Annotated in this window: 18 protein-coding genes; 14 read left to right on the forward strand and 4 right to left on the reverse strand. The window is 68.6% G+C overall.

Features of this window, described 5'->3' with window-relative positions; genetic code table 11:
• Positions 1-100: 100 nt before the first annotated feature.
• Genes KUM40_RS00230 through KUM40_RS00250 form a run of 5 tightly spaced genes read left to right on the forward strand, consistent with a single transcriptional unit; the run spans position 101 to position 7,011 of the window.
• Positions 101-352, forward strand: a complete 252-nt coding sequence (locus KUM40_RS00230) for an acyl carrier protein (protein WP_229892290.1) — start codon at positions 101-103, stop codon at positions 350-352.
• Complete coding sequence (locus KUM40_RS00235; RefSeq protein WP_217161476.1) at positions 345-4,178, forward strand: type I polyketide synthase; 3,834 nt, start codon at positions 345-347, stop codon at positions 4,176-4,178. Before KUM40_RS00230 ends, KUM40_RS00235 begins: the two co-directional genes overlap by 8 nt.
• Positions 4,175-5,746 (forward strand): long-chain-fatty-acid--CoA ligase, encoded by a 1,572-nt coding sequence (locus KUM40_RS00240; RefSeq protein ID WP_217161478.1) that lies wholly within the window; start codon positions 4,175-4,177, stop codon positions 5,744-5,746. The genes KUM40_RS00235 and KUM40_RS00240 overlap by 4 nt, the downstream gene beginning before the upstream one ends.
• Positions 5,743-6,522, forward strand: coding sequence for a thioesterase II family protein (locus KUM40_RS00245; protein ID WP_217161480.1), 780 nt, complete (start codon positions 5,743-5,745; stop codon positions 6,520-6,522). The genes KUM40_RS00240 and KUM40_RS00245 overlap by 4 nt, the downstream gene beginning before the upstream one ends.
• Positions 6,523-6,555: 33 nt before the next feature.
• Entirely contained in the window at positions 6,556-7,011 is a 456-nt protein-coding gene (locus tag KUM40_RS00250; protein WP_217161482.1) for a nuclear transport factor 2 family protein, read from the forward strand.
• A 128-nt stretch (positions 7,012-7,139) separates the two neighbouring features.
• Here KUM40_RS00250 and KUM40_RS00255 read toward each other — a convergent pair whose 3' ends face one another.
• Complete coding sequence (locus KUM40_RS00255; protein WP_217161483.1) at positions 7,140-8,978, reverse strand: asparagine synthetase B; 1,839 nt, start codon at positions 8,976-8,978, stop codon at positions 7,140-7,142.
• A gap of 55 nt (positions 8,979-9,033) precedes the next feature.
• Positions 9,034-10,467 carry an aminotransferase class V-fold PLP-dependent enzyme gene (locus tag KUM40_RS00260; RefSeq protein ID WP_217161485.1) on the reverse strand — a complete coding sequence of 478 codons (1,434 nt, stop codon included), beginning with the start codon at positions 10,465-10,467 and terminating at the stop codon, positions 9,034-9,036.
• A gap of 218 nt (positions 10,468-10,685) precedes the next feature.
• On the opposite strand from KUM40_RS00260, the gene KUM40_RS00265 reads away from it, so the two are divergent.
• The 6 genes from KUM40_RS00265 to KUM40_RS00290 all read left to right on the forward strand — a co-directional run bounded on the left by KUM40_RS00265 (position 10,686) and on the right by KUM40_RS00290 (position 15,660).
• Positions 10,686-11,774 carry an acyl-CoA dehydrogenase family protein gene (locus KUM40_RS00265; protein ID WP_308401014.1) on the forward strand — a complete coding sequence of 363 codons (1,089 nt, stop codon included), beginning with the start codon at positions 10,686-10,688 and terminating at the stop codon, positions 11,772-11,774.
• Between the two features lie 42 nt (positions 11,775-11,816).
• Positions 11,817-12,332, forward strand: coding sequence for a hypothetical protein (locus KUM40_RS00270; RefSeq protein WP_308401015.1), 516 nt, complete (start codon positions 11,817-11,819; stop codon positions 12,330-12,332).
• A 2-nt stretch (positions 12,333-12,334) separates the two neighbouring features.
• On the forward strand, positions 12,335-12,907 hold the full coding sequence (locus KUM40_RS00275; protein WP_217161496.1) for a flavin reductase family protein: 573 nt from the start codon (positions 12,335-12,337) through the stop codon (positions 12,905-12,907).
• Between the two features lie 6 nt (positions 12,908-12,913).
• Positions 12,914-13,903 carry a VlmB-like protein gene (locus KUM40_RS00280; RefSeq protein WP_217161498.1) on the forward strand — a complete coding sequence of 330 codons (990 nt, stop codon included), beginning with the start codon at positions 12,914-12,916 and terminating at the stop codon, positions 13,901-13,903.
• A 99-nt stretch (positions 13,904-14,002) separates the two neighbouring features.
• Positions 14,003-14,338, forward strand: coding sequence for a VOC family protein (locus KUM40_RS00285; protein ID WP_217161500.1), 336 nt, complete (start codon positions 14,003-14,005; stop codon positions 14,336-14,338).
• 131 nt (positions 14,339-14,469) lie between these two features.
• A complete protein-coding gene (locus KUM40_RS00290) occupies positions 14,470-15,660 on the forward strand; it encodes a methylated-DNA--[protein]-cysteine S-methyltransferase (RefSeq protein ID WP_217161502.1) in 1,191 nt (396 codons plus the stop codon).
• 58 nt (positions 15,661-15,718) lie between these two features.
• Here KUM40_RS00290 and KUM40_RS00295 read toward each other — a convergent pair whose 3' ends face one another.
• Together KUM40_RS00295 and KUM40_RS00300 are read right to left on the reverse strand one after the other, a co-directional pair.
• Positions 15,719-15,880, reverse strand: coding sequence for a hypothetical protein (locus KUM40_RS00295; RefSeq protein ID WP_217161504.1), 162 nt, complete (start codon positions 15,878-15,880; stop codon positions 15,719-15,721).
• Positions 15,881-15,929: 49 nt separating this feature from the next.
• The gene (locus tag KUM40_RS00300) at positions 15,930-16,967 is read right to left on the reverse strand and encodes a DUF2156 domain-containing protein (RefSeq protein ID WP_308401019.1); all 1,038 of its coding nucleotides are present in this window, start codon (positions 16,965-16,967) and stop codon (positions 15,930-15,932) included.
• Positions 16,968-17,252: 285 nt separating this feature from the next.
• On the opposite strand from KUM40_RS00300, the gene KUM40_RS00305 reads away from it, so the two are divergent.
• The 3 genes from KUM40_RS00305 to KUM40_RS00315 are packed head-to-tail and all read left to right on the forward strand — an operon-like array spanning position 17,253 to position 21,427.
• Positions 17,253-18,410, forward strand: a complete 1,158-nt coding sequence (locus KUM40_RS00305) for a sulfotransferase (RefSeq protein WP_217161508.1) — start codon at positions 17,253-17,255, stop codon at positions 18,408-18,410.
• A gap of 29 nt (positions 18,411-18,439) precedes the next feature.
• Positions 18,440-19,669 (forward strand): ABC transporter substrate-binding protein, encoded by a 1,230-nt coding sequence (locus KUM40_RS00310; protein WP_217161510.1) that lies wholly within the window; start codon positions 18,440-18,442, stop codon positions 19,667-19,669.
• A 42-nt stretch (positions 19,670-19,711) separates the two neighbouring features.
• A complete protein-coding gene (locus KUM40_RS00315; protein ID WP_217161513.1) occupies positions 19,712-21,427 on the forward strand; it encodes a thiamine pyrophosphate-dependent enzyme in 1,716 nt (571 codons plus the stop codon).

Consider the following 21,427-nt stretch of genomic DNA (forward strand, 5'->3'; position numbering starts at 1 on the left):
AGCAGAATAAGGGGCAAGGCACATGACAGATTCTGGTACTGCTCTACACGAGCTTCGCGGACTACCAAGGTCTGAACGGTCGGAAGCCCTCGAGGAAATCGTGGTCAAGGAGTTCAAGGGCACGCTTCTCATGACCCATGATGAAGAGTTCCCTCTGACCGAGAGCTTTTTTGACCTGGGATTCACTTCACTGCGTGTCACCGAGGCGAAGCAGCGTCTTGAGGAGCGTCTGGACTGTTCCATCAGTTCCAACGTGCTGTTCAACAACCCGACTGCGGAGCAGTTGGTGGCGTACCTGATGACCGACGTGCTCGCCGACCTCTTCCCGGAAGGTTCTGATGCAGATGGCTGAGCCGGCCGGGAACAGCCGGCAGGATGCCGTCGCCGTCATCGGGGCCGGCCTCCGCTTTCCCGGCGGCAACGACACGCTCGACGGTTTCGCCGACTTTCTGCGGGCTGGTGGCAGCGGCATCGGTCCGCTGCCTCGGGACCGATGGGATGTCGATGCGTTCGCCTCGGACGGTGACGGCGCGCTGGGAGCGGTCCGTACCGCGGGGGGCGGCTTCCTGGACCGTATCGACGAGTTCGATCCTCAGTTCTTCAGCATCTCCCCCAAGCAGGCGCAGTATATCGATCCCCAGCAGCGGCTGCTGCTGGAGACGGCCTGGGAGGCGCTGGAGAACGCCGGCGTCGATCCGGCCGGGGTGCGTGACGGCGGTGTGTACATCGGTGCCACGCCGTTCGACCAGGCCATGGAGCTGGACTCGGTGCCGTACGACAAGCTCGATGCGGCGCTCGCCACGGGCATGGGCGCGTACCCGCTGTCCGGGCGGCTGTCGTACTTCCTGCGCTGGCACGGTCCGAGCCTGACGACGGACACCGCTTGCGCCTCGTCGCTGACGGCCCTGCACATGGCGGTGGCGGGCCTGCGGGACGGGGAGTGCGGCATCGCGCTGTGCGGCGGTGTCAACGCTCTGCACCACCCCAAGATCTTCGCGATCCTCTCGCAAGGCGGGATGCTGGCGCCCGACGGGCACTGCAAGACCTTCGACGACGCCGCGGACGGGTACGCGCGGGCCGAGGGCTGCGGGGTCCTGGTACTCAAACGCCTGGCCGACGCCGAGCGCGACGGTGACCAGGTGTTGGCGGTGGTCCGGTCGACCGCCATCGGGCACAACGGCGAGAGCGCGGGGCTGACCGCCCCCAACGGCACATCGCAGGAAGCGGTCATGCGCCGGGCTCTGGCCCGGGCGGGCCTAGAGCCCGGGGACATCCAGTACGTGGAGGCCCACGGTACGGGCACATCGCTGGGAGACCCCATCGAAATGGGCTCGATCAACGGTGTGTTCGGCGCCGCTCACCGGGACCGAGAGGCGCTCACCGTCGGCTCGGTGAAGTCGAACCTCGGGCACATGGAGCCGGTCGCCGGGATCGGCGGGATCCTCAAGGTGGTCCTGCAGATGCGCGACGGCCTGTACTACCCGCACCTGTATTCCACACCGTCGGGGCGCATTCCCTGGGAGACGTACCCGGTGCGCGTCCCGACCAGCTGCACGCCCTGGCAGGCGCCGGTACGCCGGGCCATGGTCAACAGCTTCGGCGTGGCCGGTGCCATCGGCATCGCCGTCCTCGAACAGGCACCCGCCCGACCCGGTACCGGCACGCCGGCACAGGGGCCGCACGTCTTCACCCTCTCCGCCAGAAACGGTGCGGCGCTCACGGGGCAGATCGAACGTCACCTGAGCCTTCTCGCGGAGCAGCCGCAGACCGACGTGGCGGATCTGTGCCTGACCCGCAACGTGGGGCGCGCACACTTCAACCACCGTGTCGCCGGTGTCGCCCGGAGCACCGCAGACGTGGTCGACCTGCTCGGCCGTCACGCGCAGAAGCTGGCCGACGGTGAACACGCCCCGGGCAGCCTGCGCAAGGTCGCGCTCCTGTTCACGGGTTCCGGGTCGCAGTACACCGGCATGGGCGCGACGCTGTACCGCCGCTATCCGGTATTCCGCCGACACCTCGACGAATGCGACCGGCTGTTCGCCGGTCACCTGCACAGATCCATCAGCGAGATCATGTTCGGCACGGCCCCGGACGCCGAGGAGCGGCTCGCCGAGACCCTGTACACCCATGCGGCACTGTTCGCGCTGGAGTACGCCGTCGCCAGACTGTGGCAGTCCTGGGGGGTCCGGCCCAATGTGCTGCTCGGGCACAGTGTCGGCGAAGTGACCGCGGCGACGGTGGCCGGTCTTTTCACCCTGGCCGACGGAATCGCCTTCCTGGTCGCTCGCGCCCGGCTGATCGAGTCGGTCTCGGTGCCCGGGGCCATGGTCGCCGTGGCGGCGCCCGTCTCCGAGGTGCGACCGCTGCTGGCCGCACTGCCGGATGTGGACATCTGCGCCGTCAACTCGCCCCAGCAGTGCGTCGTTTCCGGTGGTGCCGCGTCCGTGCAGCAGATCACCGGGACGCTTCGCGGCCAGGGGGTCAGGGTCACCGAGATGCGTGTCTCCTCGGCCTTTCACTCGCCGCTGATGGACGAGATCCTCGATCCGCTGCGCGAAGCACTGGCGGACGTCACCTTCCGGGAGCCGTCCTTGACGCTGGTCTCCTGCCTCACGGGCGAGGTGGCCACCCCTGGGGAGCTGTCCACTGCCGAGTACTGGGTGCGCCACGTGCGCGAGAGGGTCGACTTCGAGGCCGGCATCCGCACGGTCGCGGGCCGCGGGAATCACGTCTTCGTCGAGGTGGGTCCCTCCTCCGCCCTGGGAACACTGGCCAAACGGTGCCTGCCGGACGGCAGGCACCGCTGGCTCACCAGCCTGCGTCCGCGCGACGAGGAGGGCCGGTCGATCCACGAAGCGCTGGCCGGCGCGTACACCGCGGGGCTCCAGGTGACCTGGTCGGCCGTCCATGATGCAGGGGGCGGGCGCCGTATCGCCCTGCCCGCCTACGCCTTCGACCGCAAGCGGTACTGGCTGCCCGACCAGATCGGCCGGCACGGCCTCGGCGCGGCTTCGAGCGTGCATCCCCTGCTGGGCACCGAGACGCACCGTGACGATGACGGTGCTGACGTCCGTGAGTTCGTGACGCGGATCAGCGCGCACAACCTGGCCTATCTCGCCGATCACACCCTGCGCGGGCGGCCGTTCATGCCCGCGGGCGCCTATGTCGAAGCGGTCCTGGCGCTCATGGACGCGGTGTACGGCACCACCGGACAGCCGGTGCAGGACATCCGCTTCCACGAGGCCCTGTTCCTCGGCAGCCAGCCGGTCGAGGTCCGCACCCGCTGTACTGAACGGGCCGGCGGCTTCACCGATGTGGAGATCGTCAGCCGGGCCGTCGGGGAGAACGGCTCCGCCGAGCGGCGGCACGCCACCGCGGTGCTCGCTCCGGCGGGTGAGGCGGTCCCGTCCGGCACCGGCCGGGGCCTCCAGACCCGCGCAGCCGCATCCGGGCGTCCGCAGGGGCGGTTGGACGCGGAGGAGGTGCACGCGGCGTACAGCGCCGCCGGGCTGGAGTACGGTCCGCAGTTCTCCCGTGTCGGGGAAGTGCTCCGCTACGGAGCGGACTTCGCGCTCAGCGAGCTGAACGGGGCGGACATCCGGGAGGCGGAACACCTGCCGCCGCCGCTGTTCGACGCGGCCACGCAGGGGATCGCCGCTCTGGTGGACCGTGACCGGTCGTACATGTCGGTGGGCATCTCCTCGGTGCGGGTGTTCAAAAAGCCCCGTGCGGCACGCCTTCGGGCCGCGCTGCGCATCGTGCCGGCGCACGACGGTGAGATGGCATTCCTCGCGGACGCGCTGCTGATGGAGGGCGACAGGCCGGTCCTGGAGATCCTGGGCATGGCGTTTCGGGAACTGGCCGCGGTCCCCGCGCCCGCGCCCGGGAAGCGACCCGCCGACCGGTCCGAGGCGCCGCCGGCGCAGCGGTCCGGATCGCCCGAGGCGCTCCTGCGCGAGGCCGTCGCACAGTTGCTGAGGCTGGACAGCGCGCACGACATCGGGGCGGACACCTCGTTCTTGGACCTCGGTATGGACTCCCTGGCGGCGGCGGAACTGCGGAGTGTGCTGGAGAGCGAACTGCACACATCGCTTCCGCCGCAGGTCGTCTTCGACCACCCCTCCATCGAGCAGCTCGTGGAGTTCTTGGAAAAGCAGGATGTGAAGGAGCGGGTATGAGCGATCCCGAGAAGAAGACGATCACCGCCAGGTCCGCCCTGCATGCACGGCAACGGCCCCACGTCGCGGCCCTGGTCGCCGAGGGACGGGAGGTGACGTACGGCGAGTTGCACAAGGAGAGCAACCGCACCGCGAACGCGCTGCTGCGCGCCGGGCTGGCCCGCGGGACCCGGGTGGCCTACCTCGGCAAGGAGTCCGAGTACTACTACGAACTCGTCATCGCCTGTGCGAAGGCCCAGACGGTGCTGGTTCCCGTCAACTGGCGGTTGATCAGGGCCGAGGTGGATCACATCCTGCGTGACTCGCGTGCGGAGATCCTCTTCGTGGAGCGTGAGTTCCTGCATGTGGTGGAGCGGGTGCGAAGCGAACTGCCGTTCCTGCGGGAAATCGTGCAGATGGATGAGCCGGAGCAGCGGGCGGCCGGTTTCCTGGCCTGGAAGGCCGGTGCGCCGGAGACCGATCCAGGCCTGGACGCGGACCCTGAGGATCCGATCGCCCAGATGTACACCAGTGGTACCACCGGCCTGCCCAAGGGCGTGGTGCTGCCCCATCGGTCCTTCTTCACCTTCATCGAGAACATGCAGCGGCACGGGCTGGACTGGATCGACTGGCGTCCCGAGGACCGCAGCCTCACCTGCTTCCCCGGTCTGCACGCCGGGGGCTACGCCTGGTTCCTGCACTGCTTCAACGTCGGCGCCACCAGTGTGGTCATGCGGATGTTCGTCCCCGAAGAGGCCGTACGGCTCATCCGGGACGAGCGCGTGACGACGGTCTGGGCGGCACCGGCGATGCTGCAGATCATGCTGGACGAGCCAACGGCGAGCCCGGAGGCGTTCACGTCCCTGCGCAAGATCATCTACGGCGGCTCTCCGATCGACTACGAGCTGATGGTCCGCTGCATCAAGGAGTTCGGATGTGAACTCGCCCAGGCCTACGCCTCGGCGGAGACCGGAAGCTTCGTGACGTGCCTGACAGCGGCCGAGCACGTCCCCGGCAGCCCGCTGATGGCCTCGGCGGGCCGGGTGTGCCCGGGCAACGACGTCAAGATCGTCGACAAGGAGGGCAACGAGTTGCCGGCCGGGCAGACAGGGCGTATCTGCCTGCGCAGCCCCGCCCGCTTCACGGAGTACTGGCAGCAGCCCGAAGCGACCCGGAAAATGATCGTGGGCGACTGGCTGTACATGGGGGATGCCGGCTACCTCGACGACAACGGCTATCTGTTCCTGCGGGACCGGATCAACGACACGATCATCGTCGCCGGGCAAAACATCTACCCGGTGGAGATCGAGCACACCTTGTGCCTGCATCCCGCTGTCGCCGATGTCGCGGTGTTCGGTGTGAGCGACCCCCGCTGGGGCGAGGTCGTCCGTGCCGCGGTGGTATGCCGTGCCGACGTGGCGCGGCCGACCGAACGCGAGCTGATGGTCTTTCTCCGCGGGCGCATCGCCGACTACAAGATCCCCGGCGGCTACGTGTTCCTGGAGAGCCTGCCGCGCAATCCGACCGGCAAGGTGCTGCGCCGAGTCCTGCGCGAGCGGTATGCCGGTGCGCCGGCCGGGCAGCAGTGACCACGGGTCTACGGAGGGGCGGCACCTCGGCCGGGTGGCTGCGCCCGGCCGTCTCCGACCCCGACGCGCAGGCGGCGCTGTTCCTCTTCCACTACAGCGGCGGCGGTGTCTCGATGTACAGCCGGTGGCCCGACTTTCTGCCGCCGAGCGTCGAATGCCGCCGGGTCCAGTTGCCGGGCCGCCAGGACCGCGTCGACGACCCCGCGTTCACCGAGCTCGCGCCGCTCGTCACGTCGCTGTGCGAGGTGATCTCCCAGGAACTCGACGACCGGCCCTACGCGTTGTTCGGTCACTCGATGGGAGCGCTGCTCGCCTATCGCGTCGCCGTCGAGATGGATCGCGCCACACACGCACGACCCGCGCTCGTGGGTGTGTCGGGCTGGGCACCGGAAGGCCTTTCGATACCCAGCCGGCACCTGACCGAGGGGCCCGACGAAGGGATCGTCGCCCTGTTGCGCGAGTTGGGCACCGTGCCCGACGAAGCCCTGGACAGCCGTGAGCTGTCGGCGATGGTGGTCGCGCCCATGCGGGCCGACCTCGCGGTGTGCGCCGACTACCAGGACGACCTCGCCCCGGTCGGCTGCCCGCTGGTGGCCTACGGCGGGCGGGACGATCCGTACCTGGCGCCCGGTGCCCTGCGGTCCTGGGCGACACGCGCCCACCCCGCCTTCCTCGGCGTCCGTGAGTTTCCCGGCGGCCACTTCTTCATTCATGACCACGGCCCCGGGATCGCGATGGACCTGGCGCAGCTGCTGCACCGGCACATCGCGTGCTGATATCCCGCTCCACCCATCAACCTGGAGGACACCATGACGCTGCCCACCCCGAACCGGCTGGCGGAGGCGTACGTCAAGCTGTGGAACGAGCCCGACCCGGGCCTGAGGCGGGAGGGTGTCAAGAAGCTGTACACCCCGGACGCCACGTACATCATGTACCGGCGTGACCCGTTCCACGGTCACGAGGTGATCACCGAGCAGATCAAGTACACCTACGACATCTACTTCCCGCTCGGCTACCACTTCCAGTCGTGCTACAACGCCGTCGGGCATCACAACCTCGTCCGGTTCAACTGGGTGATGGTGTCGGACGAGACGGCCGAGGTGGAGATGGCGGGCCAGAACACGGTCCTGTTGGCCGAGGACGGCCGGATCCAGGCCGACTACCAGTTCCACGAGAAGATCCCGACCGCGTTCGTCTACAACGACGGCTACGACGAGACGGGTGTGGTGACCCGGCCGGCCAAGCCCACTTTGGTGAGCAACTGATCCGCAGGACCCGGGCATCGCGACCGGGTCCGAGACGCCTGGGGGGCGCCCCGCACTTGGTGCGGGGCGCCCCCCAGATGTGCGTTTTGGCCCGGCGTGGGCGATGCCGGCACGGCGGGCGGGTTCGTTCAGGCGGCCGCGAGCGCCGAGTCCAGCAGCGCGTCGTCGCGCGGCTGGGCCGGGCGCAGCACACGCAGCTCCTGGTTCCACAGCTCGTAGACGAGCAGGGCCCACAGGGCCTTGGCCCGGCTCGCGGAAGGCTCCTGGAACTGGTCGGCGAGCAGAGATTTCACGGCGACCGGGTCCAGTCGGCCGTCGCCGCGCAGGCGGCCCGAGGCCAGCGTGTCGTGGGCCAGCTCCATCAGAGGGGTGCCCGGCGCGAGCATCGCCTCAAAAGGGCAGGTACGGGCGGCCGGGGGCCGGCGCAGCAGTGTCTCGGGCAGCAGCTGCCGGCCTGCCCCGTACGGTGTCGCCGGCCGGCGCGGGTCGCCGGCTGAGCCGTGGCGCGGGGCGGCCACCATGGCGGGCTGCAGGAACGGCAGCCGCGCCTGAACGGCCCATGCGGCGCTCAGGTGGTCGAGCCGGCGCAGGTGGGCGGGGAACAGCTGGCCGGTCTCGAAGTCGGTGACGGCCGTGGACCGGTCGGCCGGGTCCGAGGCCAGGGAGGCGGCCAGGCGGTCGGCGGTCGCTCCGAGGAATCGCAGGTACTCCTGGTATTCCGCCGTGTAGAGGGACTCGCGCAGAGGGCGGGGTACGGCTGCCAGTGACTCGACGTACGGCGAGAGCCAGTTGCCGCCGTCACGGCGGGCGGCGTCTTCCTGGGAGGGCACTGTCGGTGTGGCGGCGAACAGCGGGTCGGCCCCCTCTGCGGTCAGGGCGACGGTGAAGCCCGCCTGCCTGACGGCGCGGAAGGCGGCGTAGGTGGTGATCGCGGCGGGATCGGCGTGGGGCTGGCCCAGGTGCCAGATCGTGCGGGGCAGCAGTTCGGGCAGTTCAGCGGGGCTGATGGTGACCTTGTGGTGGAGGGCACCGCCTCGCTGGGCCACGAGGCCTGCGGCGGTCTGTTCGGCGACGGACCGCCGACCGCTGTAGGAGACGTGGAAACTGTGCAGGGGCGCGGCCTCGGCCTCTGTCTGGTGCCGGGCCGCCATCGCGGTGAGCAGGCGGGAGCCGGGTTCGTTGGTGAGCACGGAGCAGATCGGCACATGGGTGCGGGCGAGTCGGCCGACCTCTTCCTGGAGTGCGCTCTCGCGCGGTGTCACCGCGGCGGGCCGTGCGAGAGAAGATCGCCGCCACACGCGCAGGCCACTGCCGCCGCCGGCCACGGCGAGCGCTGCGGGCGGCAGGGTCCTGATGCCTTTGAGGATGGTCTGGTTGCCCAGACAGGTTCCGGTCGTCAGGTATTCGTCCAGGCCTGCTTCCCGCTCCTGCGCGGGAACCTGGGAGAAGGCCAGCAGTCCAGGCAGCTCGGAGGAGAGGTGCACCTTGCCCTCGGAACTGGTGTGGTAGTACAGGGTCTTCATGCCCTGTTCGTCGGTGGCCAGGACCAGTTTGGGCTCGGCGCGCAGATCGATGAGGGCGATCGCGAACATCCCCTCGAGGTGCTGCGCGAAGCCTGTGCCGTACTCGGCGTAGAGCGCCGGCAGCAGGGCGCCGTCGCAGCGGTCGACGAGGCGGTGACCGCAGGCCCTAAGGCGGCGCCGCAGGCTGTGGTGGTTGTAGATCTCCCCGTCGAGTACCGCGACGATCCCTGGCAGATGGGGCAGCTTGTAGGGCTGACGGCCCGTTTCGGGGTCGGTGGATGCGAGCCGGTTGCAGCCCAGTGCCCACCCCCGGCCCTTCGCGATGCCTCTGCCGTCCCGTCCTCCGTGGGCCTGGCGGCTGGAGGCGGCGGCCAGTTCCGAGTCTGTGGCCCTGGCGGCGAACGAAGCGAAGATCCTGGACACGACGAGCCCCTTCAGTTCCATCGGTTCTCGGTGGAGATCGTTGAGTCGGGTCGGGCGGGGCGGCGGGGCGGTCGGCTCACGCGGAACCGGTGGCGGGGGGCGGCGGTGCGGAGGCGGTGCCCCTCACCCGGGCCAGCGTCTTGCCGATCTCCTCGACGGTCCGGTCGACGTCCGATTCCGTCGTGCGCCAGGAAGTGACGGAGATACGCATCGCCAGCACGCCGTGCCAGGTCGTCTCCCCGAACCAGCAGACGCCGCCGGTCTGCAACTGCTTGATGACCTTGCGGGTGAGGGTGTCGTCGCCGCCGAAACGCACCAGAACCTGGTTGAGCACGGCATCGTTGAGGATCTGGACCTGCGGCAGGGACTCCAGCTTCGTGACGAAGCGGCGGGTGTTGGCGCAGCAGCGGTCGATGATGTCGGCCACCCCGGTGCGGCCCAGGGTGCGCAGGGCCGCCCAGACCGGCAGGCTGCGGGCCCTGCGGGAGAGCTCGGGGACCCATTCGATCGGGTCGCGCTCTCCCGGGACTCCGGCGGGAAGGTAGTCGGCACGTGTGTGCAGCATCGCGGCCTGATGTGCCTGCGGGTGGGCCACGAAGACGAGTCCGCAGTCGTACGGCACGTTCAGCCATTTGTGCGCGTCGGTCGCCCATGAGTCGGCGCGCTCGACCCCGGCCACCAGATGGCGCAGGGCGGGGCTGGCCGCGGCCCACAGGCCGAACGCACCGTCCACGTGTACCCAGGCGGAGTGGCGGTGGGCGATGTCGCTGATGTCGCCCACCGGGTCGATGGCCCCCGAGTTCACGTCGCCCATCTGTGCGCAGACGATGGTGGGCCCGTGGCAGTCGGCCAGGACGTGTTCCAGCTCCTCGACGCGCAGCCGGCCTTCGCCGTCGGAGGGCACGACGTGCACCTGGTCGGTGCCGAAGCCGAGGTAGCGCAGCGCGAGGTCGATCGTCAGATGGCGCTGCTCGCCGACGACTATGTGGATGGGCGGGGCGCTTTGCAGGCCGCGGCGTTCCACGTCCCAGCCGGCCGCGGCCAGGACGTGGTGGCGTGCTGCGGCCAGTGCGGTCACGTGTGCCATCGCGCAGCCGGTGGGGAAACCGACGGAGGTGTCGGCGGGCAGACCGAGCAGGTCGATGAGCCAGCCGGCGGCGATGTGCTCGGCGGTCGCCACGGCGGGCCCGAGGTCGAAGATCCCGCTGTTCTGGTCCCAGGCAGTGGTGATCCAGTCGGCGGCAATCGCGACGGGCAGGGTGCCGCCGACGACGTAGCCGAAATAGCGGGGGCCGGAACTGGCGACCACACCGCCCTCGGCCGCGGCCCGTCCTAGCAGGTCGATGGTCTCGGTGGGCGACGCCGGCCGCTCCGGCAGCGGTCCGCCCAGCAGCTTCATGAGCTCGTCGGCCCCGGCGGTGGCGCCCACATGCCGCTCAGGCAGCCCGGCCAGGTAGTCCATGGCCTGCCCGGCCGCGTGCGCCAGGATTTCCCTTTCACCAAGATTCATTTCACCGAAGATATGACATGCCCGCTGACCTGGCGCTGACAGCGGCAATGCCCGTGCGGCCGATTTCAGGGTCAGTTGAACGTCAGCCCGATGTCAGTCGCCTGCTGGCATAGTCCTTTGTGACGGCCGTCCCGTCCATGCATACATCGCTCAAGGAGGGCGCGGCGATGCGATTTCTTGACTCCGCGCACGAGTCGTGTGAGAAATTCCATCCGGGTTTGACAGCGGCCCTCGAGGCCATTCCGCTGGCGGAACGTGAAGCCGCGGACAGCCGGGTGCTGGAGATATTTCGTGCCCACGGCGGTGCGGGGCTGCTGGTGCCCAGGGCGTACGGCGGGCAGGAGGCCGATCCGGTGGGCGCGGCACGCGCGCAGCGGGCCCTCGGGGCGCTGTCACCCTCACTCGGGGTGGCGACGGTCATGCACCACTTCACCGTGGCCATGCTCTTCAGTCTGGCGGAGACGGCCGACCGTCTGACCCCCGCCCAGACCAAGCTGTTGGCCTCCATCGCCACGGACGGGCTGCTGCTGTCCTCCGCGTGGGCGGAGGGGCGTACGGACCAGAACATCCTGCTGCCCTCGGTGGTGGCCGAGCCGGTCGGCGACGGCTACCGGGTCAACGGCGAGAAGAAGCCGTGCAGCCTTTCGCGGTCGATGGACCTGCTGACCGCCAGTGTCGCGATCACCGACGAGGAGGGCCGGCAGAGTCTGGCCCTGCTGCTCATCCCGGCGGACTCCCCCGGTATCACCGTCGAGACGTTCTGGGCGACGCCGGTACTCGCCGCCGCACAGAGCGACTTGGTGCGGCTGACGGATGTGATGGTGCCGCAGGAGCTGGTCATCGGCAGCACTCCGGAGGACCAGCGCCGGCTCGATGATCTCCAGACGGCCGGTTTCACGTGGTTCGAGTTGCTGGTCACCTCCGCGTACACGGGTGTGGCGGCGACGCTGGTGAGCCGGGTACTCCAGGCCCGCCGGGGAAATGAGAGCGATCGGTCCGCTCTCGCGGTGCGTCTGCAGGCGGCCGTAGACCTGCAGGAAGGCGCCGCTCGCGCCATCGCGGGCGGGGTCGAGGGCGACGAGGCGGTCGCCTTGGTCCTGGTGGCCCGCTACGCGACGCAGGATCTGCTCGCCGCCGCCGTCGACGCCGCGACGGAGATGCTCGGCGGCATGGCCTTCGTCGGTTCCCCCGACGTCGCCTACCTCGCCTCCGCGGTGCGGGCGCTGGCCTTCCACCCGCCCTCTCGCGGAAGCCTTGCGACGCAATTGGTCGATTACTTCGAGGGAAATCCGCTGCACCTTTCCTGATCCTTGTGTCCGCTGGCCACGTGCTGATTTATGGAGGGAACCGTGGATCAAAAGAACCCGTTCGAGACACCCAATACGTTCCGGTTGCACCGGGCGGAGTATCTCGTGGGTTTCGCGCTGTCGATCGTACTGATCATCGTTCATTTCGGAGAGATCCGCTGGATCCCCTTCATCGCGCTGTTCGCCTACATCGACCTCATCGGCTACATCCCTGGCGCCATCGCCTTCCGCCGGAGTACCGACGGGCGCATCTCCAAGGTCTACTACGTGCTGTACAACAGCATGCACAGTCTGGTCACCCAGGGTGCTGTAGTGGGGCTGTGGCTGTGGCTGGCGGGGCCCGAGTGGGCGCTGCTGGCGATCCCGTTCCACGTCCTGGGGGACCGCGGACTGTTCGGCAACTTCCTCAAGCCCTTCGGGCTGCCCTTCGAGCCGGTCGCCGATCCCCTGTACGACAGGATCACTGCGCAGATGCGCGCACGCACCGCCGGCGCCGGAAGCCGGGTGCCCGGGCCGGCCGTCGCCGAGCACACACCCGGCGTCGCACAGGAAGCCTGACTGTGAATTCCACACCTGCCGCCGCGGCGGTGGCCACGGCCCGCGGCATCCAGGGCGCCGGCCCCGAGGCCGGCCGCCGGGCGCTGCGCCGCTTCGCCTCGGGCATCACCGTGCTGACCGTCAACCACGACGGTGTGCGGCACGGCACCACTGTCAGCGCCGTGGTGGCCATCTCCCGCGAACCGCTGCTGCTGGGCGCCTGCCTGCGGTCTTCTTCCGCGTTTACTGCACTGGCCCGCGAGGCGGGTGTGTTTTCAGTCAATGTTCTGTCCAGTGAACAGGCGTCCCTGGCAAGGCAGTTCGCCGTTCCTGGCCGGCACCGGGGCGACGCGCAGTTCGCCGACGTGAAGTGGACCACGGACAACATGACAGGCGCGCCGCTGATCGACGGCTGCCTGGCCCACATGGCGTGCGCCCTGACCGGGGACCAGGAGATCGGGGATCACCATCTGCTGACGGCGGAGGTGCTGGCCGGGGACGCGGGCCAGGGGGCTCCGCTGCTGGCTTTCGCCGGGCAGCTGTGGCACGAGGGGCTCTCGGCCCTGGACACCCGCACACCCGAGGACAAGGAGTGAACTGCGATGACCGCTGACATACCTGTCGAAGCGGACTGGGACGAGGCACCCGGCCTGCTGGAGGGCGCCGGCTCGCTTGCGCTGACGGTCGAGCAGTGCGACCTGGCGTACTGGTTCTCCGCCGTGGCCCAGGGCACCCTGCGCAACCGCCCCCTGGGGTACTCGCCGTCGGCCCTCACGCCCGACCACATGCGCGAGCCCGGTCCCCTGCGCGAGGCGCTCCGGCTGGAGCTGGCCTACCGGGCGCTGGACGAGGAGTCCGCCACCAAGGTGCTGGCGGACTACGTGGCCACCGCGCCGGGCACTGCCGAGCTGGAGTTCTTCTCCACCCAGCTGCTGGACGAGGCGCGGCACCACATGATCTTCCGCAACCATCTGGTCGACCTCGGCGTGCCCCGGGGTGAGCTGATGCCGTGGATCCGCGAGGTCGGCGCGGACTACGAGCAGCAGGTCCTGCGGCCGATCAGAGAGTTCGCGCAGCAGGTGACGCGGGAGGAGCAGGACTTCATCGGCGGGGTCGTGGCGTTCGCGGTCATCATCGAAGGGGTGCTGGCCGCCTCCACCGAACTGAGCGAACGCAAGTGGGGGGTGCTCGATCCGGTCGCTGGGGAGATCGCCCGCGGCGCCGCGATCGACGAGATCCGCCATCTCGCGGTCGGCAGCTCCATCGTGCGCGAACACCTGCTCGAGCACCCGGAGGACCGCGAGCACATCATGGGGGTCCTGCACCGCGGCCGCGCGCTGTGGGGCGAGATCAACGACCGGGAGTTCGTCATGCACCGCGAGGAACTCTTCCAGGAGGGCATGCTCCAGCACCGGGAACTGCTGACGGACTTCGAGCTGTTCCCGGGGTGCCGGATGCTCGATACCACTCCGCAGTCGCGATGGGACCTCGCGGCCCGCTGGAATGACGAACTGGCCGAATCTCGGCTGAAATACATGGGGATCCCGGAGGCAATCGATCTTCTGCGTGCACAGGCTCCCCGCATCCTGTAGCTTGCCGTGTCACACATACCTGCAGCAGCCGATTTTCTGGCATGCCAGACAGCCGGCTGCTGTCCGCACGGAGTTAATCCGCAATAGGAGAAACAAGAGATGGCCATCCAGATCGGTAACGTCTGCGTTGACACCAACGACCTGAAGCGCGCCTCTGAGTTCTGGCAGGCGGTGACCGGGTACAAGGTTTCGTCGTCCGACGATTCCACGGTGTACTTCGAGGACCCGGAGCAGAAAGCGTCCGGCCTGTCGCTCCAGTTGGTCCCCGAGAAGCGGCAGGGCAAGAACCGGCTGCACCTGGACTTCTTCACCAGCGACCTGGACGGTGAGGTGAAGCGCGTCAAGGGCCTCGGTGCCACCGAAGTCGCCTCCTATGACGGCTGGGTAGTTCTGAAGGACCTGGACGACAACGAGTTCTGCATCTGTGCGGCCTGACGGCCGGCAGTGAACAGTGCGACGGCGGTCCAGCATGTGTTTGTGCTGGACCGCTGTCGCACTGCCGCATTCTTGGCCGGCCTGCTCGGGCCGGCCCCCGCAGAGGCAGAAATGCGAAAGGAACGCGTTGGATGAACTGTGGCTTCACCCTTTTCGACACCGCCGTCGGCACCTGCGGAATCGCCTGGAGCGAGCACGGCGTCACCTGCCTGCAGCTGCCGGAAGCCGACCGGGCCCGTACCCACGAGCGGCTGCTGAGCATGGTTCCCGGGGGGCTGGAGAGTACGCCGCCGCCTCACGTGTGCGGTGTCATCACCGCTGTGGTGCGGCATCTGCGCGGCGAGCCGGGGGACCTGGCCTCTGTTGATCTGGACATGTCGCGGGTGCCGCCCTTCCGCCGCCGTGTCTACGACACCGCCCGGGCCATTCCGGCCGGTGAGACCCTCACCTACGCGGCGGTGGCCGAGCGGATGGGGAAGCCGGGTGCGGCACGCGCCGTGGGCCAGGCGCTCGCCCGTAATCCCTTCGCACTGATCGTTCCCTGCCATCGCGTGGTGGCCGCGGGCGGCAAACCCGGCGGCTTCTCCGCGGGCGGCGGCGTCACCACGAAACTGGGCCTGCTGGCGATCGAACGTGCCGGTGCGCAACGCCCCGCCGGGACCGGCGGTCCGGCCGGCGCCTACCCCTTCGACCCGGTCACCGCGGTCGCGTATCTGCGTGCCTCGGACCCCGCGCTCGCCGACCTAATCGACAGTACCGGTCCGTTCGCCATGCCGCTCAACGAGGCGGCCAGCGTTTTCGGCGCGCTCGCCGAGGCCGTCGTCTACCAGCAGCTGTCGAACAAGGCGGCGGCGACGATCCACCGCCGTGTCCGTGCGCTGTTCCCCGATTCGAGCGAGGGCCTGCTGCCCGAGCAGATCCTCGGCGCCTCCGACGAACAGCTGCGCTCCGCGGGTCTGTCACGGCCGAAGCTGGCATCGCTGCGCGACCTCGCGCACAAGGTGGATGCCGGTGTGCTGCCGGAGCTGGAGGCGATCCGGGGGATGGACGACGAGGCAGTAATCCAGTGCCTGTCGTCGGTGCGCGGCATCGGCCGGTGGACCGCGCAGATGTTCCTCATGTTTCGTCTGGGCCGGCCGGACGTGCTGCCGGTGGACGACTACGGCATTCGCAACGGCTTCTCGATCGCCTTCGGGAAGGCGGCTCTTGCCGGGCGCGAGGAGATCGAGACCCGCGGTGCGCGGTGGCGTCCGTTTCGCACGGTGGCGTGCTGGTACCTGTGGGAAGCGGTGGAACGCACCAAGCGGGGGTCCTCGGCCTGAGTCCGACAGCCCCGGGGGATCCCGGCGAAGCCCCCGCCTGGTGCGCTCATGGGTGTGCTCACTCGGGCACGGACTCGATCGCCGCCGCGCGCAGCAGCGCGTCGAGTTCGGCGAGTGCTGCGTCGGCGGCTGCTCCCGCCGCTTGGTCGTCGGGAGCCGCGGCCACCGCTCCGAATAGTTCGAAGACGTGCTGGCCAGTGGAGTCGATCCGGTCGGACATCTCTGAATACCCCGTTCGTCGTCTCGGACTTGGCGAAGAGCGCGCGTGGTCAGACCGCGTTGCAGGCACGGAAGATGTGCACGAGTGCCGGAATGCTCGCCCCGTTCTGGAAGGCGACGTACTCCGGGAGGATGACGTCGGGGGCCCACTTCTCCTTGTAGGCGAGCTGGGTCTGCGCCGGGTACACGCCTTCGCCGAACTGCCACAGGTGTCCCATGAACCAGTGGAAGGCCTTGCTGTGCCCGGGCAGCTGCGGTCGCACCTGCAGCGACGTGAAGGGCGTGAATCCGAAGTGGAGGTAGCGCGTTCCCTCGGCCTTGAAGGTGTCGATGGCCGTCTTGTTGATCGCCTCCATCACCCCGGGGGGCGAGTCGGGATGGCGCCGTGTCAGGTCGTGGAGCCAGCCGGCCTGCGCACCGTAGACGGGTGAGTAGGTGATGTAGCCGACGAGTTTGTCGTCCAGCACGCCGACGAACAGCCGACGCAACGGCTGGTACTCGCCGCCGTACTGGCCTATCAGGAACTCGAGGGGCTTCGTGCCCTCGCCCTTGGTCCCCAGCCAGCTCTTGTCCAGCTCCCACATCTGGTCGTACCACGGTTCGAGCGGGACTTCGCTGATCTTCAGACCGCTGCGCAGCGAGCGGGAGATCTTGTTGCGCAGTTGCATGAACGCGGTACCGCGCAGGGAGAAACCCTCAAGGTCGATGGCGTACGAGGCGCCGATCTGATTGACCGTGAAACCTTGGGCAAGATAAGGATCCGCGTCGGCGCCCTGGAGCTGCACGGTCACGATCTGGCGGCTCTGTTCGTTCGCGAAGGCGACGAATTCCTGGAGCAGGCGCGCGCGGGTGTCGACCGGTGCGAACGGTCCACCCAACTGGACCAGGTACCTTCCTGCGGTGCGGTACACGATGACTCCCGGCGAGTCATCCGATTCGAAATAGCTGTTCCCGCTGTTGACCGCGAGGAAGGCACTCGGATTATCTGCGACCGTATATCGCTGAATGGCTTCGAGTGCCCTGTCGGATTCTGTTGTGACGGTAGCCATGCCCACCTCCGTTCTTGTCGGACCATGGCGCCTCAACATTACGCCAGTTATCGCACAACTGTCGAGCGCTCCACAAGGCTTTCTGGGCTCCAACAAGGTCAGTTGTGCGTCAGCGGCATGTCAGGCGCAGCCATCTAACATGAGCCTGTCGATGCTGAAGCGTCGGGGCAATGAGATTGTGCAAATCGTAGGGGATTCTCTGCATGGAATTTCCCCTAAAAGTCATCGGCGACCGGGCCGGCTCCGGCTCGGCGGCGCCTGCCAGGTCGGCGTTACCCGGGCACCCATTCGCTGAGCGAAATATCCGCCGGAAGGCAGGAGCGCATGGTTTTGGACACGTCTGATCGTTCGTCGGTGAATCGTATGGATCTCGATCCGGCGTCGCTGGTGGCCGAAGCGCGTTGCATCGCGGACGACGACGGGGAAGCGCCGCTGCGTTTCGTGCCGGATCTCACGGAACTGACCAGGGCTATCGACAGCGAGGCGCGGCTGCATGACCGGGGTCGTGCGCGCACGCGGGCCGCTCTAGTGTCCGCTCTGGTGACGCAGATCCGTGTCCGGCACATGATGGCGGCCGTGCCCGAGATCAGCAGCGTTCCCATCCGTCCGGTGTTCATCACAGGTCTGCTGCGCACGGGGACCACGTTCCTGCAGCACCTGCTCGCCCAGCACCCGGACCTGCGCTCCCCGGCGCTGTGGGAAACGATGGCGCCTGCCGCCGCCGAGGAGCCCGATGACCTCATCGCCGCGTGTGAGGCGTACATCAAGGAGTACTACCGGGCGGCTCCGAGTTTCAGGTCCATCCATCTGCTGCAGGCGCAGCTGCCCGAGGAGTGTCATCGGCTGACCGCCAACTCTTTCCGCCACTCGATCTATGCGCTGCGCTACCGCGTACCGGGCTACTCCCGTTGGCTGCGCGGGCAATCCATGCTGCCGGCGTACCGCTTCCACAAGGACCAGTTGCGCTGCGTGCTGTGGCGCAGGCCTGGCGCGCCGGTGCTGCTGAAGTGCCCCTCTCATCTGTGGCACGCCGAGGATCTGGCCCGGGTCTACCCGAATGCCAAGGTGATCCGTCTGCACCGCTCGCCCGCCGTGGCAGTGCCCAGTGTGTGCAGCCTGACCTCGACTGTGCGTGCCGCACGCTCCGATGCCGTGGACCGCGAGGAGATCGGCCGTTACTGGCTCGACTATGCCGCCGAGGCCCTCAACCGCCTACGGCGGGGCACCGGGCCGACTGCCACGGCCCCGCTCGACTTGAACTTCCGCGATGTCGTGGGCGATCCACTCGGTGCCGCCGAGCGTGTGTGCGACTACATCGGAGTAGCGCTGACTGCTGAGGCCGGTCGCCGCATGACCGCCTTCATGGCGGCGGAGAACGATGCGACAACCGGCCGTCACACCTATGCCCTGGAGGACTTCGGTCTCACCGAGAAGGACTTCGAGGAGCGGTTCGCCCCGTACCGGTCTGAGTTCGGCATCTGAACATTCGCACCGACAGCAGGAGGAATCCCGTGGGTAGTGCCCAAACCACACACGAGGAACGTGCTCGAAGCAATATCGAGCAGGTCAACAAGCATGCGGGCGCAAATCCGGTCCGCATCGGCATCGTCACCCCGCTGAACGAGCCGGGCGATCCCACGGCGGGCGAGCTGGTCACCCGTGGCGCCTGCCTGGGCGCGGAGTACGTGCGTGAGCACGGCGGTACTCGCGGCGGGCGGCAGATCGAGTTCGTCCTCTACGACGACCAGGCCACGGCCGCGCAGGAGGGCATGGCGAGGTCGTCGGCGGCCCAGATGACCAAGCTCGCCCTGGTGGACGGTGTCGTGGCCGCCATGGGGCAGTGGCATCTGCGCACCACTCCGTGGGTCGTCGACGTGGCGAGCCGCTACGATCTGCCGATCTTCGTCGAGAACGGGCACAGCCTGATCACAGCCCAGAAGCGGCGCAACGTCTTCCGCTCGTACTTCTCGATAGCCGACCGTGTGCCGGTGATGCTCGACTTCGCGGCCTCCCAGGGGATGCGACGGATCGGGCTGCTCGCGGCAAACACCGTCTTCGGGGCGCAGATGGCCGACACCTTGGTCGAGTACGGCACCCAGCGCCATGGCATGGAGTTCCTGCGGTTCGACTTCCCCCAGGACGACACCATTGACTTCCGTCACGAGCTGCGGGCCATCAAGGACTTCAAGCCCGACCTGTTCATCAACGGCGCCGTCATCAAGACCAACTACATGATCGTCGAGCAGGCGGCCGAAGTGGGACTGCGGCCCGGCATCCCGATGATGGTCACCTTCGGGTTCCCGCTGCGCTCGGACGACTTCTGGCGGCTGAGCGGCGAGAACGGGGTCGGCACGATGTGGCCGGCCATGCGCTACCGGCCGTCCTGGGAGGGGCTCACCGACATCGGGCGGTGGTTCATCGACCGCTACGTCGAGCGCTACGGCGCCTTCCCGCCGGACACCGCGCTGACGCACTTCACGGACGTCACCATCATCGCCGCCGCACTGGCCGCGGCCCGCTCCGACAGCCGTGAGGATCTCCTCGACGCGCTGGAGACGATGGAGTTCCCCACCTGGCGCGGGCCGCTGCGCTTCGAGCGCGGCCCCGCGCACTGGCACCACAACGCCCCGGAGTTGGCGCTGCTGCAGTACCAGAAGTACCAGCAGAGCTTCGACGACTCGGCCATCATCTATCCGCCGCAGACCGCGACTGCCGCATACCTGCCTCCGTCGGCTGCCTGAGCTGGCCGGGTCACCATCCCCCATGTGTCGAGGAGACCGAGCGTGTCGACAGCAGTGACCACCGGCCGGGGCGAACAGCTGTCCACTGTGGCGCATACCGTGGCGGCCGGCCTGAGCGGACACGGCGTCGACCGTGTGTTCTGCGTGGCGGGAGAGAGCTATCTGCCTCTTCTCGATGCGCTGTACGACGTGTCGCAGGTCGATGTGGTGACCTGCCGGCACGAGGGGTCGGCGGCGTTCATGGCCCTGGCCGACGCGAAGCTGACCGGGCGGGCCGGCGTCTGTTTGGTCAGCCGCGGGCCGGGGGCCGCCAATGCGGCGGTGGCGGTGCACGCCGCAGCCGAGGACGCCTCGCCCCTGGTCCTGCTGGTCGGTGATGTGCCGGTGCCGGAAGCGGATCGTGAGCCGTTCCAGGGGATCGATCTGGGACGGCACTTCGGCGGCATGGCCAAGGCGGTCTGGCGGCTTCAGGAGCCCACGGCCGCTGCGGAGTTCGTGGCCCGGGCATTCCGTGTGGCCGAGTCCGGAACGCCAGGTCCCGTCGTGCTGGCCGTGGCTGAGGACGTCTGGCGCCTGCCCGGCGGGACGGAGGTCCCTTGCCGACGCACGGTCTGCGGGCCGTCCATCCCAGAGCCGCACACCACCGACCGGATACGGAACCTGCTCGCCGCGGCCCGCCGCCCGCTTCTGCTGGTCGGCTCTCGGCTGGAGGGCGCCCAGAGCCGTGCGGTGATCCGGGAGGCGGCCGAACGTCACCAACTGCCGGTGGTGACGAGCAACAAGAACCAGCATCTGCTGCCTAACCGGCATGGTGCCTACGCCGGGCATCTGCACAACAACACCCAGGCGAGCCAGTTCGCCGCTTTCGACCGGGCCGACCTGGTGCTGGCGGTGGGCACACGTCTGGACAACAGCACCACTAAGCGCCGCCGGTTCCCGACCGCGGCTCAGCCGTTGGTGCACATCCATCCCGACGCTGGGCGCATCGGTCTTTTCCACCAGCCGGCGGTCGGCGTCGCGGCCGATCCGTTGGCGTTCATGCACCAACTGGCCGACTGGCCAGCCGACGACCCGGGCGGGGGCCGGTCGCAGTGGATGGCCGAGCTGCACGAGCTCGAGGTGGAAAAGGCCGTCTGGCATCCCGTACAGGCTGACGACGGTGTGGTCTTCGGAGGCGTGATCGCGGCTCTGGACGAGCTGACCGGCGGGGAGGTCACCGTGGTCGTCGACTCGGGCACCTTCACCAGCTGGACCTACCGCCATCTGCGGTTCGGCGAGAGAGGCCGACTGCTGGGCATCTCCTCCAGCTCCATGGGGTTCGCTGTCGGCGCTTCGGTGAGCGCTGCGCTGCGCAACCCCACGACACCGACCGTGGCCGTGGTCGGCGACGGTGGGTTCCTCATGAACGGAGGCGAACTGATCACCGCCTGCGCCCGCCGCCTGCCGGTGGTGTACCTCATCTCCAACAACAGCAGCTACGGCACGATCCGGCTGCACCAGGACAAGGACTTCCCCGGCCGGACAATCGCCACCGATCTGGCCAACCCCGACTTCGCGGCGCTGGCCGAATCTTTTGGCGCCCTGGGACTGACGGTGCACACTCCGGCGGACGTCCAGCCGGCACTGGCCAAGGCGCTCGCCTGCGCAGGTCCGGCCGTGATCGAGGTGCGCACCAGCCTGGAGTTCGCCAATGCCTACCGGCGCACAGGCAAGGGTTCGCCGGCCGGGCAAGGCCATGGCGGCAGGAACGGAAGGTAG

The organism is Streptomyces sp. AC512_CC834 (assembly GCF_019049325.1).
GTDB lineage: Bacteria > Actinomycetota > Actinomycetes > Streptomycetales > Streptomycetaceae > Streptomyces.

What these genes read in the sequence shown, in the direction of transcription:
- KUM40_RS00295 (WP_217161504.1), bottom strand. Translation starts at nt 15,880, where the DNA reads ATGTCCGACCGGATCGACTCCACTGGCCAGCACGTCTTCGAACTATTC.
- KUM40_RS00280 (WP_217161498.1), top strand. Translation starts at nt 12,914, where the DNA reads ATGACCGCTGACATACCTGTCGAAGCGGACTGGGACGAGGCACCCGGC.
- KUM40_RS00240 (WP_217161478.1), top strand. Translation starts at nt 4,175, where the DNA reads ATGAGCGATCCCGAGAAGAAGACGATCACCGCCAGGTCCGCCCTGCAT.
- KUM40_RS00255 (WP_217161483.1), bottom strand. Translation starts at nt 8,978, where the DNA reads ATGGAACTGAAGGGGCTCGTCGTGTCCAGGATCTTCGCTTCGTTCGCC.
- KUM40_RS00285 (WP_217161500.1), top strand. Translation starts at nt 14,003, where the DNA reads ATGGCCATCCAGATCGGTAACGTCTGCGTTGACACCAACGACCTGAAG.
- KUM40_RS00305 (WP_217161508.1), top strand. Translation starts at nt 17,253, where the DNA reads ATGGTTTTGGACACGTCTGATCGTTCGTCGGTGAATCGTATGGATCTC.
- KUM40_RS00290 (WP_217161502.1), top strand. Translation starts at nt 14,470, where the DNA reads ATGAACTGTGGCTTCACCCTTTTCGACACCGCCGTCGGCACCTGCGGA.
- KUM40_RS00260 (WP_217161485.1), bottom strand. Translation starts at nt 10,467, where the DNA reads ATGAATCTTGGTGAAAGGGAAATCCTGGCGCACGCGGCCGGGCAGGCC.
- KUM40_RS00250 (WP_217161482.1), top strand. Translation starts at nt 6,556, where the DNA reads ATGACGCTGCCCACCCCGAACCGGCTGGCGGAGGCGTACGTCAAGCTG.
- KUM40_RS00300 (WP_308401019.1), bottom strand. Translation starts at nt 16,967, where the DNA reads ATGTTGAGGCGCCATGGTCCGACAAGAACGGAGGTGGGCATGGCTACC.
- KUM40_RS00235 (WP_217161476.1), top strand. Translation starts at nt 345, where the DNA reads ATGGCTGAGCCGGCCGGGAACAGCCGGCAGGATGCCGTCGCCGTCATC.